Source organism: Pandoraea commovens, assembly GCF_024704525.1.
In the GTDB taxonomy this organism is placed as follows: domain Bacteria; phylum Pseudomonadota; class Gammaproteobacteria; order Burkholderiales; family Burkholderiaceae; genus Pandoraea; species Pandoraea commovens.
The window spans coordinates 635,235-649,282 of sequence record NZ_CP102780.1; the positions used below are offsets into that span (position 1 = coordinate 635,235).

Below are 14,048 nucleotides of genomic sequence, written 5' to 3' on the forward strand. Positions count from 1 at the left end.
CGGGAAGAAGTCAGCAAGACGATTCAAGTGATGGCGAACCCGATGTCGGGTTCGCCATCTTCTCCGTCATACGAAATTCGCCGGTGGCAGCCGCGCCGGTACGACACGTGGTACTCGACATGAACACCAGCGCATCAATCACTGCCAATGGCCGCCTGCCGGGCGAGCCGCCCAAGCGTTCTTGGCTGTCCCTGATCAGTTGGGGCATCTTCTTTCTGGTCCTGGTGTGGTCGTGGAGCGGCGCCGACATGCGTCCGCTCGATCTGATTCGCGATTCCGGCAACATGAGCCAGTTCGCGCACGATTTCTTCCCGCCCGACTTCCGCGACTGGCGGGTGTACGTCAACGAGATGCTCGTAACGATTCACATCGCAGTGTGGGGGACGGTACTCGCTGTCGTCTGCTCGATTCCGATGGGTTTGCTCTCGGCGTCGAACATGGTGCCGGCGTGGGTGTATCAGCCGGTGCGTCGCGTGATGGACGCATGCCGCGCGATTAACGAAATGGTTTTCGCGATGCTCTTCATCGTGGCGGTGGGCCTCGGCCCCTTCGCCGGTGTGCTCGCGCTGTGGGTGCACACGACGGGCACGCTCTCGAAGCTGTTCGCCGAGGCGGTCGAAGCGATCGACCCGCGTCCGGTGGAAGGCGTGCGTGCGACGGGCGCTCGCGCCATCGATGAAATCCTGTACGGCGTGCTGCCGCAGGTCATGCCGCTGTGGATCTCGTACACGCTGTACCGCTTCGAGTCGAACGTGCGTTCGGCGTCGGTGGTCGGGATGGTGGGCGCAGGCGGCATCGGTGTGGTGCTCTACGAAGTCATTCGCAGCTTCCAGTACGCCCAGACGTGCGCGGTGATGGTGATCATGGTGATCGTGGTGACGTGTATCGACGTCTTCTCGGCCCGCGTGCGCAAGATGGTGATCTGACGTAGCGATCGTCACACAAAGAAAAAGGCCGCGTCAGCGGCCTTTCTCAATGGTGCAACCGATTCGCCATCAAGCGATCCGCTGCCCCACCATATACGTCTCACGCGGAATCGGCGGCATGCCGGGGCGCACGGCCACGCGCACCATATCGGCACGCAGGCCCGGCTTGATGCCGCCGCGATCCGTGAGACCTGCCGACTGCGCCGGATTCCACGACACCGTGCGCATGGCCTTTGAGAGCGTCCAGCCGCAGTCGGCGTGATCGTTGTGCAACTGGAATGCCGCTTGCAGCAAACTCGCCGGGACATAGTCCGACGACAGAATGTCGAGCACATCTTCACGTGCCAATTCCGCCGCCGCCACATTGCCCGAGTGCGAACCGCCGCGCACCACGTTCGGTGCCCCCATGATCACGCCAATCGACTTGTCGTGCGCAGCACGCGCGGCGACCAGCGTCGTCGGAAATTCCGACAACGCCACACCGTCGCGCTGCGCTTCTTCCACGTGTTCGAGCGAGGTGTCGTCGTGGCTCGCGAGCGGCAGGCCGCGCGCACGGCTCATCTCCACGATGGAGCGGCGATGCGGAATCGCATACCTCTGCTGCTGCGCACGCAGATCGGCCAGCATTGCTTCCCACTGCGCGTCCGGCACCTTGCCGTTGCGCTCGTGATACTGACGGTGCAGCACCGGGTCGTGCCACTGACGCTGACCCGGCGTGTGATCCATCACCGACACGAGACGCAGCAGCGGGTGGTCGCACATGTCGGCGAACGTGTCGGCCGCGTCCTGCGTCGCGATTTCGCAACGCAGATGCAGGAAGTGGTCCGCACGGAACAGCCCCGCTTCGATGGTGTCGAGCAGTGCCTGACCGCACTCGGCCTGCAGCTTGCGGCTGCGCAGTCCCGAAGCGTCGCGCTCGCCGATCACCAGCGAGTCGAACACCGTCGTGATACCGGCGGCGGCGACCTGTGCGTCGTGAATCGCAAACGCGGCGTGCGTGTTCCAGTACACGCCGGGGCGTGGCGCGAGGTGCTTCTCCAGATTGTCGGTGTGCAACTCGACAAGCCCCGGCACCAGATAATCGCCTTCCCAGTCGACGGCTTCGGCGGACTGCGTCGTCCCTTCCTCCACCGCGTGGATGAGACCCTCGCGGACCTCGACCACGCCGGTGAAGGTCGTGTCGGGCGTGACGATGCGAGCGTTCTTGATAAGCATGGACAGACTCCGGGGGATCAATGTGCGGGACGAAGCACCGGACGCATGGCGAGCGTTCGCGTCGCCACTTCGTCGCGGGTCGCCTCGTCGTGGAAGATGCCCACGATGGCGCTTCCCGCTGCACGTGCTTCGGTAATCAGTTGCGAGACCACGGCGCGGTTCTGTGCGTCGAGCGACGCCGTCGGCTCGTCGAGCAGCAGCACTGGCGCGGCGGCGATCAGCCCGCGCGCGATGTTGATGCGCTGCTGTTCGCCGCCGGAGAACGTCGCCGGGGCGAGCGACCAGAGACGCTCGGGGATGTTCAGGCGCGCGAGCAGATCGCGCGCACGACCGGCTGCGTCGGCGTCGCCGTGACCCAGACGTCGCAGCGGCTCCGCCACGATGTCGAGCGTGGTGACGCGCGGAATCACACGCAGAAACTGGCTGACGTAGCCGAGCGTGGTGCGTCGTACGGAGAGCACTTCGCGGGCGGTGGCGGTCGTCAGATCCACCCAGTGTTCGCCCTGACCGGCATCGTGACGGATCTCGATGCGGCCTTCGCCCGCGAGGTAGTTGCCGTACAGACAACGCAGCAGCGTGCTCTTGCCTGAGCCCGAGGGACCGACGAGCGCGACGCATTCGCCGCGTCGCACCGTGAGGTCGACACCTTCGAGTGCCGGAATCGCTGCGCCGCCTTGCGCGTGCAGACGGAAAGTCTTGTGCAGACCTTGTGCGCGCAGCATGACGTCGTCTTCGCGCGTGCCCAACGTAAGTGCCGCACCGCTGAGCGACGTCGCAGACGTAGTAAGGTTCGTTCCGGAGTTCATACGGGCAGTACCGAGGAAACCAACAATTGCGTGTAGGGATGTTGCGGGTCGTCGAGGACCTGATCGGTCAGCCCGGCTTCGACCACGCGCCCCGCCTGCATGACGATCAGGCGATGTGCGATGAGTCGCGCTACCCCGATATCGTGCGTGACGATGATGGCGGCAAGATGAAGGCGCTCCACGAGCGAGCGCAGCAGGTCCAGAAGACGCGCCTGCACCGACACGTCGAGTCCGGCGGTCGGCTCGTCCATGAACACGAGACGCGGCTCGGTCACGAGATTGCGGGCGATTTGCAGACGCTGCTGCATGCCGCCCGAGAACGCACCAGGCATCTCGTCCACGCGCGCCGGATCGAGTTCGACCTGCGCCATCCAGTGACGGGCCTTCTCGCGGATATCGCCAAAGTGACGCGCACCGACCGCCATCAGACGGTCGCCGATGTTGCCGCCTGCCGACACGTTCATGCGCAGCCCGTCACGCGGGTTTTGCTCGACGAACCCCCACTCGGTGCGAAGCAGACGACGCTTGTGCGCTTCGTCCAGCGCGCTCAGGTCGTGCAGCGCACCGTCGGTGCCGCGATAGTGGAGCGATCCGGCGTCGATTTCGTGACGCAGGGCCAGCGCGTTAAGCAGCGTCGACTTGCCCGAGCCGGACTCGCCGACCACGCAGACCACTTCGCCCGGCCACAGATCGAAGCTCACGTCGGCGCAGCCGATGCGGTCGCCGTAGTGTTTGCCCAGTCCCGCTACGCGCAGCAGCGGTTCGTCCAGGGGGGCAACATTGCGTTGCACCGAGTCCATCGCGGCGTTCATGCGCGCTCCTTCGCGGCGTGCGCCACGTCTGCCATGTTCGCGGACGTGCGGTCGCCGCAGTAGTCGCTGTCCGAACACACGTACATGCGCGTGCCTTCGTCGTCGGTGATGACTTCGTCGAGGAAGCTGTCGGTGGCGCCGCACAGGGCGCAATGCGCGTCCCACTTCTGGATTTCGAACGGGTGATCGTCGAAGTCGAGACTCTCGACCGACGTGTACGGCGGAATCGCGTACAGACGTCGTTCGCGTCCCGCACCGAAGAGTTGCAGCGCCGGATTCATATGCAGCTTGGGATTGTCGAATTTCGGAATCGGGGAGGGCGACATCAGATAGCGCCCGTTGACGATGACCGGGTAGTCGTAAGTCGTCGCGATCGCGCCGTGACGCACGATGTCCTCGTACAGACGCACGCGCATCAGGCCGTATTCGCCGAGCGCATGCAGCTTGCGCGATTCAACGATGCGCGGTTCCAGACGGAACATCGGTTCGGGCATTGGCACCTGAAACACGAGGATCTGGCCGTCGTGCAGCGAGACTTCAGGAATGCGGTGGCGTGTCTGGATGACGGTCGCCTCCGACGTCTTCGTCGTGGTGGCGACACCGGCCGTGCGCGCAAAAAAGCGCCGGATGTTCACGGCGTTGGTCGTGTCGTCCGCGCCCTGATCGATGACCTTGAGCGTGTCGTCGGCCCCGATCACGGCGGCGCTGACCTGAATCCCGCCCGTGCCCCAGCCATACGGCAGCGGCATTTCGCGGCTGCCGAACGGCACCTGATAGCCAGGAATGGCCACGGCCTTGAGCAGGCTGCGACGGATCATGCGCTTGGTGTGTTCGTCGAGGAACGCGAAGTTGTAGCCGTCGGCTGTGGCGGCGCTGGCCGCAGACGGTTGGGCGGTGTCTTGCAACGTGGCGGCGTCGTTCATGCTGCCTCCTGAGAGTTCTGAGCGGCAGGGGCGGTGGCGTCGTCGCTCGCTTGTGTGCTGTATTTGGCGGCGTGCTCGGCGCGCAGACGGCGCACCAGTTCCAGCTCGGCCTGGAAGTCGACGTAGTGCGGCAGCTTCAAGTGCTGCACGAAGCCCGACGCCTCGACGTTGTCGCTGTGATAAAGCACGAATTCCTGTTGCTGCGCGGGCGAGGTGGCTTCGTCGCCCAGTTCGTTCGTGCGCAATGCGCGGTCGACGAGCGACATGGCCATCGCCTTGCGCTCGTTGTGGCCGAACGCCAGTCCGTAGCCCTGCGTGAACTGCGGCGGAATGTCCTGATTGCCACCGAACTGCGTGACCATCTGGCACTCGGTCACTGCGATCTCGCCGATGTCGATGGCGAAGCCGAGTTCTTCCGGTTCGATCTCGATGGACACCTGACCCAGACGGATTTCGCCCGCGAACGGGTGATCATTGCCGTAGCCGCGCTGTGTGGAATAGCCGAGCGCGAGCAGGAAGCCTTCGTCGCCGCGTGCGAGGTTCTGCAACCGCGCCGTGCGCGACGCTGGGGTGAAGAGCGGCGAGTGCACGAGGTCGTGTGGCTCGGGGTCGGCGCCGTCGGTGTTCAGCGGTTCGAGCAGACCGTCGCGCTTCATGATGTCGGTGACGCGCGTGGTGGCCGCAATGGGCGGCACGTCCGGTACCTCAGCGACGGCGCTCGGTTGCGGCGCTGCGGCCGGTGCGGCGTTCGTGCGAAGTTCGCCAGCGAGCGGCGCATGCATCGCGGCGTCTGACGTCTCGCCTTCAAGACCTTCGGCCAGCAACGCGAAGTCCAGCAGACGCTGCGTGTAGTCGTACGTGGCCCCGAGCACCTGACCGCCGGGCACGTCCTTGAACGTGGCCGAGATGCGACGCGACAGACGCATCGACGCCGTATCGATCGGCTTCGTGGTGCCCAGACGCGGCAGCGTCGTTCGATACGCACGCAGCAGGAAGATCGCTTCGACCAGATCGCCCGATGCCTGCTTGATGGCCAGCGCCGCGAGCGTTTCGTCGTACAACGCGCCTTCGCTCATCACGCGCGAGACCGCGAGACGCATCTGTTCGCGAATTTGCGTGACGGTGAGCGCGGGGATGTCGGGATTGCCGCGTCGCGCGCGGGCGAGCAGGTCCCAGGATTGTTCGATGGCGCGCTCGCCACCTTTGACTGCGACGTACATCAGCAAACCTCCACATGCGTGGTGCGCGGCAACCCGAGCACCGTGTCGCCAGCGGCGATCAACAGGTCGAGACCGGCGGGAAAGCGCGGTGCGAGTGCAGCGCGGGCCTGCCAGAAGGCAGCATCCAGACCACCGACGGTGACGTCCGCATGGGTCTGAATGCCCGGGCCGCGCAAACGCAGATGCAGTCCGTCGCCGGTGTGACCCTCGCTTAGCGCGGGAACGTCGACGATCAACGTGGCGCTGTGCTCCGGCGATTCGGCCGTGCCGAAGGCGAAGCGCTCAAGGGCCGGGCAACTGGCGGGATCGGTGAGCAGCGCGAATTGCGCTTGCGCGAGACCTGCCTCGCCGCTGAGCAGCGGTGCACCCGTGTGAAAGCGCAGGGCGCTGGCGACTTCGCCCAGCGGGGCTTGCAGCCAGACAGGCGTCGTAGCGTCGGCCAGCGCGAGCAGCGTGGCGCGTGCGGCAATGCTGGCTTCGTCGCTATGGACAAGACGCTGGCCGACCTGACGCAATTGGCCGGGGCGGGCAAGCGCGTCGAGGACTGCGCGGAAGACGCCCTGAGCGTCGTGTACCGGATCGTCGAAACCGGGTTGCAGTGCCGACCAGTCGGGCATGGTTGCCGTCAACATTCAGGCCTCCCGGACCATGGTGAAGAACTCGACGCGGCTGGCGGCCACGTCGGCGTCGTTCTGCGCTGCGGTGGCAGCCAGACGTCGAGAGATCGCCGCGAGCGGACCGGCGGCAAGCACGCTGCGGTGCTGCGGCATTTGCATCAGGGCGTCCAGACGCGCCACACGCACCGCGCGCTCGGCGTCGCGGCCCAGCACATAGCCGGTGCCGACCACGCCGTCCTGCTGGCGCAGCGTGCAACGCGTGACCGTCGTCTCACCGAGATTGAAGCGGTCGCCGCTGCCACCCACGCGGCCCTGTACCAGCACAAGGCCGGTCTGCGGGGCGCGCAGCCAGATGAATTGCGGGGCGTCGGAGCAACGGGCGATGGCGTCGTCGAGTTCGTCGCGCGTGGCGCGCGCAAACAACGCTAGCCACCGGGCGCGGTCCGCCTTTTCCTGCGGGGCGGCGCCGTCCTCGTCACGGGCGGTGTCGGGAGATGTGATTGGCATAATTGTCTAGTCGTATAGACGTGTGTATGATCGCAATAACTTCAGATGGGGTACTGCTCGCGGCCTCATTACAACTTTCCGGGGTGTCAATTTGATGACAGCACAACTCGAACGTGGCGGCGGTGTTGCGGTCTGGCGGCAGATCGCGCAGATTCTGGCCACAGAAATCGGCGAGCGTCGTTATGGGGAAGGCTCGCCGGACGATCGTCTGCCGAGCGAGACGGACCTTGCGCAGCGTTTCGGCGTGAACCGACACACGGTGCGCCGCGCGATTCTCGGTCTGGCCGAGCAAGGGCTCGTGAACGTCGAGCACGGACGCGGCACCTTCGTGCAGGCGGCCGCCATCGGTTATGTGATCGGACGCCGCACGCGCTTTACCGAGAACCTCTCGCAGAACAATCTGAAGACCGCGCAGCAGATCATTTCCGCGCACAAGCTCAAGGCCGAAGGCAGCGTCGCGCACGCGCTCGGGTTGCGTGCAGGTGCGCCGGTCTATCGGCTGGAACTGACCCGTCGCAGTCTTGACACGCAGGGCATCGAACTGCCGTTGGCGTACAGCGAGAACTGGTTTCCGGCGTCGCGCTTTCCCGACTTTCCGGATGTGTTCGCAGAGCATGAGTCGATCAGCGCCACGCTCGCTATCTTTGGCGTGAAGGACTACACGCGTCTCGAGAGTCGTATCGGCGCGCGCATGCCCGACGCCGACATCGCACGACACCTTGGGATCAACCGTCAGCAGCCTGTGCTGAGCGTAGAAAGTACGGATGTGGACGAAGCAGGCAAGCCGATCAAATACGGCATTGCCTACTTCCCGGCAGACCGTATGCAGCTCGTGGTGCAGGGGGCGACAGAATGAACGAGGTAAAGCAGCAGCAACTCGACTTGTCGGTGGCGCGCTTTGCGATCTACTACGCGCCGCCATCTGGTTCGTGCTGGTGGCACGAAGGCAGCCGCTGGCTCGGGCGCGATGCGATCACGGCGCGCGTGCTTCATGCGCCGACAGTGGAAGGGTTGTCGCGTTCGCTGTACGACCTCACCGTCGATCCGCGACGCTATGGATTGCATGCCACGCTCAAAGCCCCGATGCGGCTCGCGCCGCAGGCGCAACTGAGCGATCTGTCGGGCATTGCGGCGGCGGTGGCGGCGCGTCACGTCCCGTTCGATTTGACGGTCCATACCGACGTTATCGGCACCGACAATGGCAAGTCGCCTGGCTTCGTCGCGTTGCGTCCGAAGGCGGGCGCTGCCGACGAGAAGGCGGTGAATGCGCTGGCGGCCGATTGCGTGCAGGCATTCGACACGCTGCGCGCGCCGATGAACGACACCGAACTGGCCAAACGAAATCCGCATCTGCTAACGTCGCGTCAGCGCGAGTGGCTGGCGCAGTGGGGATATCCGTACGTGTTCGACGAATTTCGTTTCCACGTCACGCTCTCCGACCGTGTGACGGCAGGCGACGCCACGGTCATCACCGATTGGTGGCAGCCGCGCGTACAGGCGCTCGGGCCGATGCGCGTCGACAGTCTCGCCATCTTCGTGCAGCCGACGCCCGCCGAGCCTTTCGTCATGTTCGAACGTTTTGCCTTCAGGGAAGCTGAATGAATCACGCACGCTTGTTTTACGTGATGGGGCCGTCCGGTGCGGGCAAGGACTCGTTGCTTGCGTACGCACGAGCGAAGCTCGATCACGCGTCGTCTCCCCATTCGCTGGTGTGTTTCGCGCATCGTTACATTACGCGTGCGCCGTCGGAAGGAGAGAACCACATCGCGTTGTCGCACGCTGAGTTTTCGGCGCGGCATTCGCTCGGTTGCTTCGCACTCGACTGGGAAAGCCACGATTACCGTTACGGCATCGGCGTCGAAATCGATGCGTGGATGCATGCGGGCGCGAATGTCGTGGTGAATGGCTCGCGTGCGTTTCTCGCACAGGTCGTCGCGCGCTATGCCGAGCGTCTGCATCTGGTGGAGATTCGCGTCGATCCGGACGTGCGGGCGCAACGTCTCGCGAAGCGTGGCCGCGAATCCGGCGACGCGCTCGACAAGCGTGTCGCGCACAACGTGGCATGGACGCCGCCCGAAGGTGTTCCGCTTTCGGTGGTCGATAACGACGGCGCACTCGAAGCGGCGGGCGATACGCTGCTCGCCTTATTGACGTCGCGGTCCGAGCGCTGACAACAGACAGTCGAGCGCCCGCCGATAGTCGCCATCGTCCGGTGGTGGCGCGGCGGGCGTGTCGTCATGCGCAAAGGGCAGGCCACTGCCGTGCGCATGATCGATCAGGATGTCCCGCCACAGAAGCGGTTCCGTCGTCATGGTTTGCAGCAGCCCGGTCAGCCGGTCGGTGATCTCGCGCGTCACACCGGCCAACGCCTCGGGCGTAGCGAAGATCGCGAGCGTCAGTTGCGGGTGGCGACGCACGGCGGCGTGATACCGGATCAGAATCTCGCGCACTTCCTCATGACACGCGAGGCCCGCTTCGATGTCTTTGAGCACGTCGGCGTACACCGCGTCCGACAACGCGCGCAACAACCCGGCGTAATCCTCGACGTGATGGTAAAGGCTCATGGGCGTGACGCCGAGCCGACTGGCGAGCGCGCGCATGCTCAGTCCCTTTCCACCGGTACTTTCCGCCTCGTCGAGCAGCGCGAGCGCCGTTGTCAGGATGGCGTCTCGCGTGACCCCGGTGCCCTGCGCTGGCCGTCCGCGCGGCCGCCTCATGCCACGACCCGATAAGCGGACTGCACCAATCCCGACGCAAAGCGCTGGCTGTCGATCAACTGCAAGTCCACGTCATCCGACAATGCGCCGAACAGCGGTTTGCCTGCACCGATCAGCACCGGCACCGTCGTGACGACGATGTCCGCGATCAGCCCATCGCGCAAAAACGACTGCACCACCTTTCCACCGTCGACATAGACGCGGCCCACGTTCTCCCGCGCTAACGCCTGCATCAGTGCCACCGGTGACAGGTCGGAGAAGCGCACTTTTCCCTTGAGCGCATCGGGTACCGGCGTGTTCGCCAATTGCGTCGACAACACCGTCACGGGCAGATCGTAGGCCCACGGGCCCATCGTCAGCACCTTCTCGTACGTACCGCGCCCCATCACGATCGCGTCCTTGTCGGCGATGAAGGCGGCGTAGCCGTGATCCTCGGTGGGATCGTCGCGTTGCAGCAACCAGTCGATGTCGCCATCGGGTCGGGCGATGAAACCGTCGAGGCTGGTGGCGATAAAAGCGTGCGCTGTCGTCATGGCGTTTTTCGTCATTATTTATACGTCGTATATTTTTGCGCAGACGTCCGCCAAACACAAGGCGTACGGGCGACGGCATGTCGATGCAGGCATGGCACACGTGTGATCGCGGCATCGATGTCGCTCATGTGCCATCGATATAGTGTTGCATTGTGTGTTGTAATGTTGCAAATTATTGCAATGATTTCGAAGTTTGAGTAGTCTCGCGTCATCGCTCATGTCATTGCCCGGCGCTGGCCGGTGCAAGCCTTTCCGGAGTCCGTCCATGCCTTCAGCCTTGCCCACTCATTCCCGCGTCGTCATCGTCGGCGGCGGGATCGTCGGCTGTTCCGTTGCCTATCACCTGGCCAAGCTCGGCTGGACCGATGTCGTGTTGCTGGAGCAGGGGCAGCTGTCGTGCGGCACCACGTGGCATGCCGCCGGGCTGGTGGGGCAGTTGCGTTCGCAGGAGAGCATGACGAAGCTCATCCGCTATTCCACGAAGCTCTACAGCGAGCTGGAGGCGGAAACGGGGCTTGGCACGGGATGGAAGCAGTGCGGTTCGCTGTCGGTGGCGCGCAGCGCCGAGCGCATGACGCAGCTCAAGCGCACGGCCGCCGTGGCGCGTGCCTACGGCGTGCAATGCGATGTGATCTCGGCGCGCGAAGCGGGCGAACTCTGGCCGGTCATGCGTACCGACGATCTCGTGGGGGCCGTATGGCTGCCCGGCGACGGCAAGGCCAATCCGACCGACCTCACGCAGGCGCTCGCACGCGGGGCGCGTAGCCGTGGCGTGCGCATCGCGGAGAACACGCGCATCACGCAGATTCACACGGCGTCGCCCAACGGTATTCGCACGGCGACGGGTGTGTCGTGGCAGAACAAGGACGGCGAGCACGGACGCATCGATGCCGAGATCGTCGTCAACTGTGCCGGTCAGTGGGCCAAGGCCGTCGGTCGCATGTGCGGTGTCACCGTGCCATTGCATTCCGCCGAGCACTATTACATCGTCACCGACCGTATCCCGGGCGTGCATACCGATTTGCCGGTCATGCGCGATCCCGACGGCTACATCTACTTCAAGGAAGAGGTTGGCGGTCTCGTGATGGGCGGTTTCGAGCCGAATGCCAAGCCGTGGGGCATGAACGGCATTCCGGAGAATTTCGAATTCCAGCTGTTGCCCGACGACTGGGACCAGTTCGAAATCCTCATGGAGAACGCGCTCATTCGCGTGCCCGCGCTGGAGACGGCGCAGATCCGCCAGTTCTACAACGGGCCGGAATCGTTCACGCCGGACAACAACTTCATCCTCGGCGAAGCGCCCGAGCTACGGAATTTCTACGTCGGTGCAGGCTTCAATTCGATGGGCATTGCGTCGGCCGGCGGTGCAGGGATGGCGCTTGCAGAGTGGATCGTGGCGGGCGAGCCGACGATGGACCTCTGGCCAGTCGACATCCGTCGCTTCGCGGGCTTTAACGGCAACGACACGTGGCTGCACGATCGCGTGAAGGAAACGCTGGGTCTGCATTACGCCATGCCGTGGCCGAATCGCGAACTCGATACGGCGCGTCCGTTCCGGCGCTCGCCACTGTACGCGACGTTGCTCGCGAAGGGCGCGTGCTTCGGTAGCAAGATGGGATGGGAGCGGCCGAACTTCTTTGCGCCGTCGCCCGAACAGGCGAGCCTCGATTACAGCTTCGGTCAGCAGAACTGGCATGCGTGGAGCGGGGCGGAGCATCATGCGTGCCGCGACGCCGTAGCGCTGTTCGACATGAGCTCGTTCTCGAAGCTGCTGATCAAGGGACGCGACGCCGAACGGGTATTGCAGACGTTATGCAGCAACGACGTTGCCGTCGCGCCAGGGCGCACCGTCTACACCGCGATGCTCAACGAGCGTGGCGGCTACGAATCGGACTTCACACTCACGCGCCTCGCGCCGGACCAGTACCTGATGGTCACGGGCTCGGCGCAGACGACACGCGACATGGACTATCTGGAGCGGCGCATCGCCAGCCAGCCCGACGATCCGCGCTGTACCGTGGTCGACGTCACCGGCCAGTATGCCGTGCTTGCGCTGATGGGACCGAACTCGCGCGCGCTGTTGCAGCAGGTATCCAAAGCCGATTTCTCCAACGAGGCGTTCCCGTTCGGCACGAGCCGCGAGATCGATCTCGGCTACGCGACGGTGCGCGCGACGCGCCTGACCTACGTAGGCGAACTCGGCTGGGAGCTGTACGTGCCGGTCGAATTCGCGGTTGGCGTCTACGAAACCTTGCATACGGCGGGCGTTGCGTTCGGATTGAAGGATGCGGGCTACTACGCCATTGATTCGTTACGCATCGAGAAGGGCTATCGCGCATGGGGACGCGAACTGACGCCGGATGCGAACCCGGTCGAGGCGGGTTTGACGTTCGCCTGCAAGCTGGCGAGCGACATCGCCTTCACGGGACGTACCGCCGTCGAGCTTGCGAAGTCGAAAGGCGTGCGCCGTCGGCTCGTCAGCGTCGCCCTCGATGGCGCGAGCGACAAGATGCTGTGGGGCGGGGAAGCGGTGTTGCGCGACGGTCAGCCTGTCGGGTTCATCTCCTCGGCGGCCTTCGGCCACACCATCGACGCGCCCGTGGGCCTCGCCTATCTGACCAACCCGGACGGCCCGGTGTCCGCCGAGTACGTCGAGGCCGGTCGCTATCAGGTCGATCTCGCGGGCGAACTGCTCGACGCGCGCGTACAACTGCGCGCGCTGTATGACCCGAAAGGCGAGCGGGTAAAGGGCTGAACGCCCCTCATGAGCCACGCTTCGGGCGAACTCGTCGCCGCTTCTGTAAAATGCCGCTTTTGCCTCGATTTCGTGCGCCAACGCCTGGCGCGCGTCCGGTCTCTGACGTATGTCTTTTGCTTGTATTGCGGCGGCGCGCCGCTTCGACGACCGAGCGCATCTGCCGCTCGTGATCGGTTCGCAGCGTTTTGGTTGGATTCGCCGTAGCGACGTCGAGTCGCTGTGCCGCTGGCCCGAGGTGTTCGAGATCAGCTCGCTCGCCGTGCGCATTCATCCGCGTCACGATACGTGCGAAGCCCGCACGGCGGCGCTGGCGCCCGTGATCGAAGCCCTCGCTGCCGAGGGGCGCATCACCGGCTGGCGCAACGAACATTACGCGATCCGTCAACGCCTGTACGACACGCCGCTGGCGTGGATCGAACGCGCCGCCTCCCGCTTTTTCGGCACGCGCACGTTCGCCGTGCATGTGAACGGCTACGTGCCCGCTCGCTTCGTCGGCGAAGCGCCGAAGATGTGGATCGCGCGCCGCAGCGTGCTCAAGGCCACCGATCCGGGCTGTCTCGACAACCTGTCGGCGGGTGGCATCGGTAACGGCATCGGCGTGGGCGACACGCTGGTCAAGGAATGCTGGGAAGAAGCGGGTATTCCGGCGCATCTGGCCAACGAAGCGCGTCCGGGCCGTACGCTGCACATCCTCGCGGAAATTCCCGAGGGCGTGCAGTCCGAGCAGATTTTCGTCTACGATCTTGCGCTGCCGCGCGGGTTCGTTCCCGAGAATCAGGACGGCGAGGCGAGCGCGCACTGGCTGTGCTCGGCGGGCGACGTACGCGACGTGATCGCGCGCGGCAAGATGACGGTCGATGCAAGCCTCGCGAGCCTCGACTTCCTGCTGCGCGAAGGCGCGATTCGCGTGAAGGACTGCGCCGGTATCGAGGCGTTGTTCAAGCCAGCGGACGAGTAAGCCCGCGCCGGACTGCGCCGAATGCCGAGTGCGCACGCGGCCCGGCATCGAATCGA

General features: G+C 64.8%; 15 protein-coding genes. 6 read left to right on the forward strand and 9 right to left on the reverse strand.

From position 1 onward, the window contains the following. The first annotated feature begins 119 nt into the window (after positions 1–119). The gene (gene phnE / locus NTU39_RS03345; protein ID WP_150665585.1) at positions 120–926 is read left to right on the forward strand and encodes a phosphonate ABC transporter, permease protein PhnE; all 807 of its coding nucleotides are present in this window, start codon (positions 120–122) and stop codon (positions 924–926) included. A 69-nt stretch (positions 927–995) separates the two neighbouring features. Here the strand turns inward: phnE and NTU39_RS03350 are convergent, their stop codons facing one another. The 7 genes from NTU39_RS03350 to phnG all read right to left on the reverse strand — a co-directional run bounded on the left by NTU39_RS03350 (position 996) and on the right by phnG (position 7,026). Then, entirely contained in the window at positions 996–2,141 is a 1,146-nt protein-coding gene (locus tag NTU39_RS03350) for an alpha-D-ribose 1-methylphosphonate 5-triphosphate diphosphatase (RefSeq protein ID WP_150665351.1), read from the reverse strand. Positions 2,142–2,158: 17 nt separating this feature from the next. Continuing rightward, positions 2,159–2,863 (reverse strand): phosphonate C-P lyase system protein PhnL, encoded by a 705-nt coding sequence (gene phnL / locus NTU39_RS03355; RefSeq protein WP_052253167.1) that lies wholly within the window; start codon positions 2,861–2,863, stop codon positions 2,159–2,161. A gap of 80 nt (positions 2,864–2,943) precedes the next feature. Further along, positions 2,944–3,759, reverse strand: coding sequence for a phosphonate C-P lyase system protein PhnK (gene phnK / locus NTU39_RS03360; protein WP_373275358.1), 816 nt, complete (start codon positions 3,757–3,759; stop codon positions 2,944–2,946). Beyond that, a complete protein-coding gene (locus NTU39_RS03365; protein ID WP_150665352.1) occupies positions 3,756–4,682 on the reverse strand; it encodes an alpha-D-ribose 1-methylphosphonate 5-phosphate C-P-lyase PhnJ in 927 nt (308 codons plus the stop codon). The genes phnK and NTU39_RS03365 overlap by 4 nt, the downstream gene beginning before the upstream one ends. After that, positions 4,679–5,902, reverse strand: coding sequence for a carbon-phosphorus lyase complex subunit (locus NTU39_RS03370; RefSeq protein WP_257959188.1), 1,224 nt, complete (start codon positions 5,900–5,902; stop codon positions 4,679–4,681). The genes NTU39_RS03365 and NTU39_RS03370 overlap by 4 nt, the downstream gene beginning before the upstream one ends. Beyond that, a complete protein-coding gene (gene phnH, locus NTU39_RS03375; protein ID WP_257959189.1) occupies positions 5,902–6,534 on the reverse strand; it encodes a phosphonate C-P lyase system protein PhnH in 633 nt (210 codons plus the stop codon). Before phnH ends, NTU39_RS03370 begins: the two co-directional genes overlap by 1 nt. Then, positions 6,535–7,026 carry a phosphonate C-P lyase system protein PhnG gene (phnG, locus tag NTU39_RS03380; protein ID WP_150665355.1) on the reverse strand — a complete coding sequence of 164 codons (492 nt, stop codon included), beginning with the start codon at positions 7,024–7,026 and terminating at the stop codon, positions 6,535–6,537. 94 nt (positions 7,027–7,120) lie between these two features. Between phnG and phnF the strand changes: the two genes are divergently transcribed. The 3 genes from phnF to phnN are packed head-to-tail and all read left to right on the forward strand — an operon-like array spanning position 7,121 to position 9,197. After that, positions 7,121–7,882, forward strand: a complete 762-nt coding sequence (gene phnF / locus NTU39_RS03385; protein WP_150665356.1) for a phosphonate metabolism transcriptional regulator PhnF — start codon at positions 7,121–7,123, stop codon at positions 7,880–7,882. Next, positions 7,879–8,628, forward strand: a complete 750-nt coding sequence (locus NTU39_RS03390; protein ID WP_150665357.1) for a DUF1045 domain-containing protein — start codon at positions 7,879–7,881, stop codon at positions 8,626–8,628. The genes phnF and NTU39_RS03390 overlap by 4 nt, the downstream gene beginning before the upstream one ends. Beyond that, complete coding sequence (gene phnN / locus NTU39_RS03395) at positions 8,625–9,197, forward strand: phosphonate metabolism protein/1,5-bisphosphokinase (PRPP-forming) PhnN (RefSeq protein ID WP_257959191.1); 573 nt, start codon at positions 8,625–8,627, stop codon at positions 9,195–9,197. The genes NTU39_RS03390 and phnN overlap by 4 nt, the downstream gene beginning before the upstream one ends. Here phnN and NTU39_RS03400 read toward each other — a convergent pair. Continuing rightward, the gene (locus tag NTU39_RS03400; protein ID WP_257959192.1) at positions 9,171–9,743 is read right to left on the reverse strand and encodes a TetR/AcrR family transcriptional regulator; all 573 of its coding nucleotides are present in this window, start codon (positions 9,741–9,743) and stop codon (positions 9,171–9,173) included. The genes phnN and NTU39_RS03400 overlap by 27 nt on opposite strands. Beyond that, a complete protein-coding gene (locus tag NTU39_RS03405) occupies positions 9,740–10,276 on the reverse strand; it encodes a dihydrofolate reductase family protein (RefSeq protein WP_150665359.1) in 537 nt (178 codons plus the stop codon). The genes NTU39_RS03400 and NTU39_RS03405 overlap by 4 nt, the downstream gene beginning before the upstream one ends. Before the next feature lie 265 nt (positions 10,277–10,541). Between NTU39_RS03405 and NTU39_RS03410 the strand changes: the two genes are divergently transcribed. Together NTU39_RS03410 and NTU39_RS03415 are read left to right on the forward strand one after the other, a co-directional pair. Beyond that, entirely contained in the window at positions 10,542–13,031 is a 2,490-nt protein-coding gene (locus NTU39_RS03410; RefSeq protein WP_257959193.1) for a GcvT family protein, read from the forward strand. A 109-nt stretch (positions 13,032–13,140) separates the two neighbouring features. Further along, positions 13,141–13,992, forward strand: coding sequence for an NUDIX hydrolase (locus NTU39_RS03415; RefSeq protein ID WP_150665361.1), 852 nt, complete (start codon positions 13,141–13,143; stop codon positions 13,990–13,992). The last annotated feature ends 56 nt before the right edge of the window (positions 13,993–14,048 follow it).

Excerpts from the sequence above, each read along its gene's own strand:
- NTU39_RS03415 (WP_150665361.1), top strand. The coding sequence starts at position 13,141 with ATGTCTTTTGCTTGTATTGCGGCGGCGCGCCGCTTCGACGACCGAGCG.
- NTU39_RS03350 (WP_150665351.1), bottom strand. The coding sequence starts at position 2,141 with ATGCTTATCAAGAACGCTCGCATCGTCACGCCCGACACGACCTTCACC.
- NTU39_RS03410 (WP_257959193.1), top strand. The coding sequence starts at position 10,542 with ATGCCTTCAGCCTTGCCCACTCATTCCCGCGTCGTCATCGTCGGCGGC.
- phnE (WP_150665585.1), top strand. The coding sequence starts at position 120 with ATGAACACCAGCGCATCAATCACTGCCAATGGCCGCCTGCCGGGCGAG.
- phnH (WP_257959189.1), bottom strand. The coding sequence starts at position 6,534 with ATGTTGACGGCAACCATGCCCGACTGGTCGGCACTGCAACCCGGTTTC.
- NTU39_RS03400 (WP_257959192.1), bottom strand. The coding sequence starts at position 9,743 with ATGAGGCGGCCGCGCGGACGGCCAGCGCAGGGCACCGGGGTCACGCGA.
- phnG (WP_150665355.1), bottom strand. The coding sequence starts at position 7,026 with ATGCCAATCACATCTCCCGACACCGCCCGTGACGAGGACGGCGCCGCC.
- phnK (WP_373275358.1), bottom strand. The coding sequence starts at position 3,759 with ATGAACGCCGCGATGGACTCGGTGCAACGCAATGTTGCCCCCCTGGAC.
- phnN (WP_257959191.1), top strand. The coding sequence starts at position 8,625 with ATGAATCACGCACGCTTGTTTTACGTGATGGGGCCGTCCGGTGCGGGC.
- NTU39_RS03365 (WP_150665352.1), bottom strand. The coding sequence starts at position 4,682 with ATGAACGACGCCGCCACGTTGCAAGACACCGCCCAACCGTCTGCGGCC.
- NTU39_RS03405 (WP_150665359.1), bottom strand. The coding sequence starts at position 10,276 with ATGACGACAGCGCACGCTTTTATCGCCACCAGCCTCGACGGTTTCATC.
- phnL (WP_052253167.1), bottom strand. The coding sequence starts at position 2,863 with ATGCTGCGCGCACAAGGTCTGCACAAGACTTTCCGTCTGCACGCGCAA.
- NTU39_RS03390 (WP_150665357.1), top strand. The coding sequence starts at position 7,879 with ATGAACGAGGTAAAGCAGCAGCAACTCGACTTGTCGGTGGCGCGCTTT.
- NTU39_RS03370 (WP_257959188.1), bottom strand. The coding sequence starts at position 5,902 with ATGTACGTCGCAGTCAAAGGTGGCGAGCGCGCCATCGAACAATCCTGG.
- phnF (WP_150665356.1), top strand. The coding sequence starts at position 7,121 with ATGACAGCACAACTCGAACGTGGCGGCGGTGTTGCGGTCTGGCGGCAG.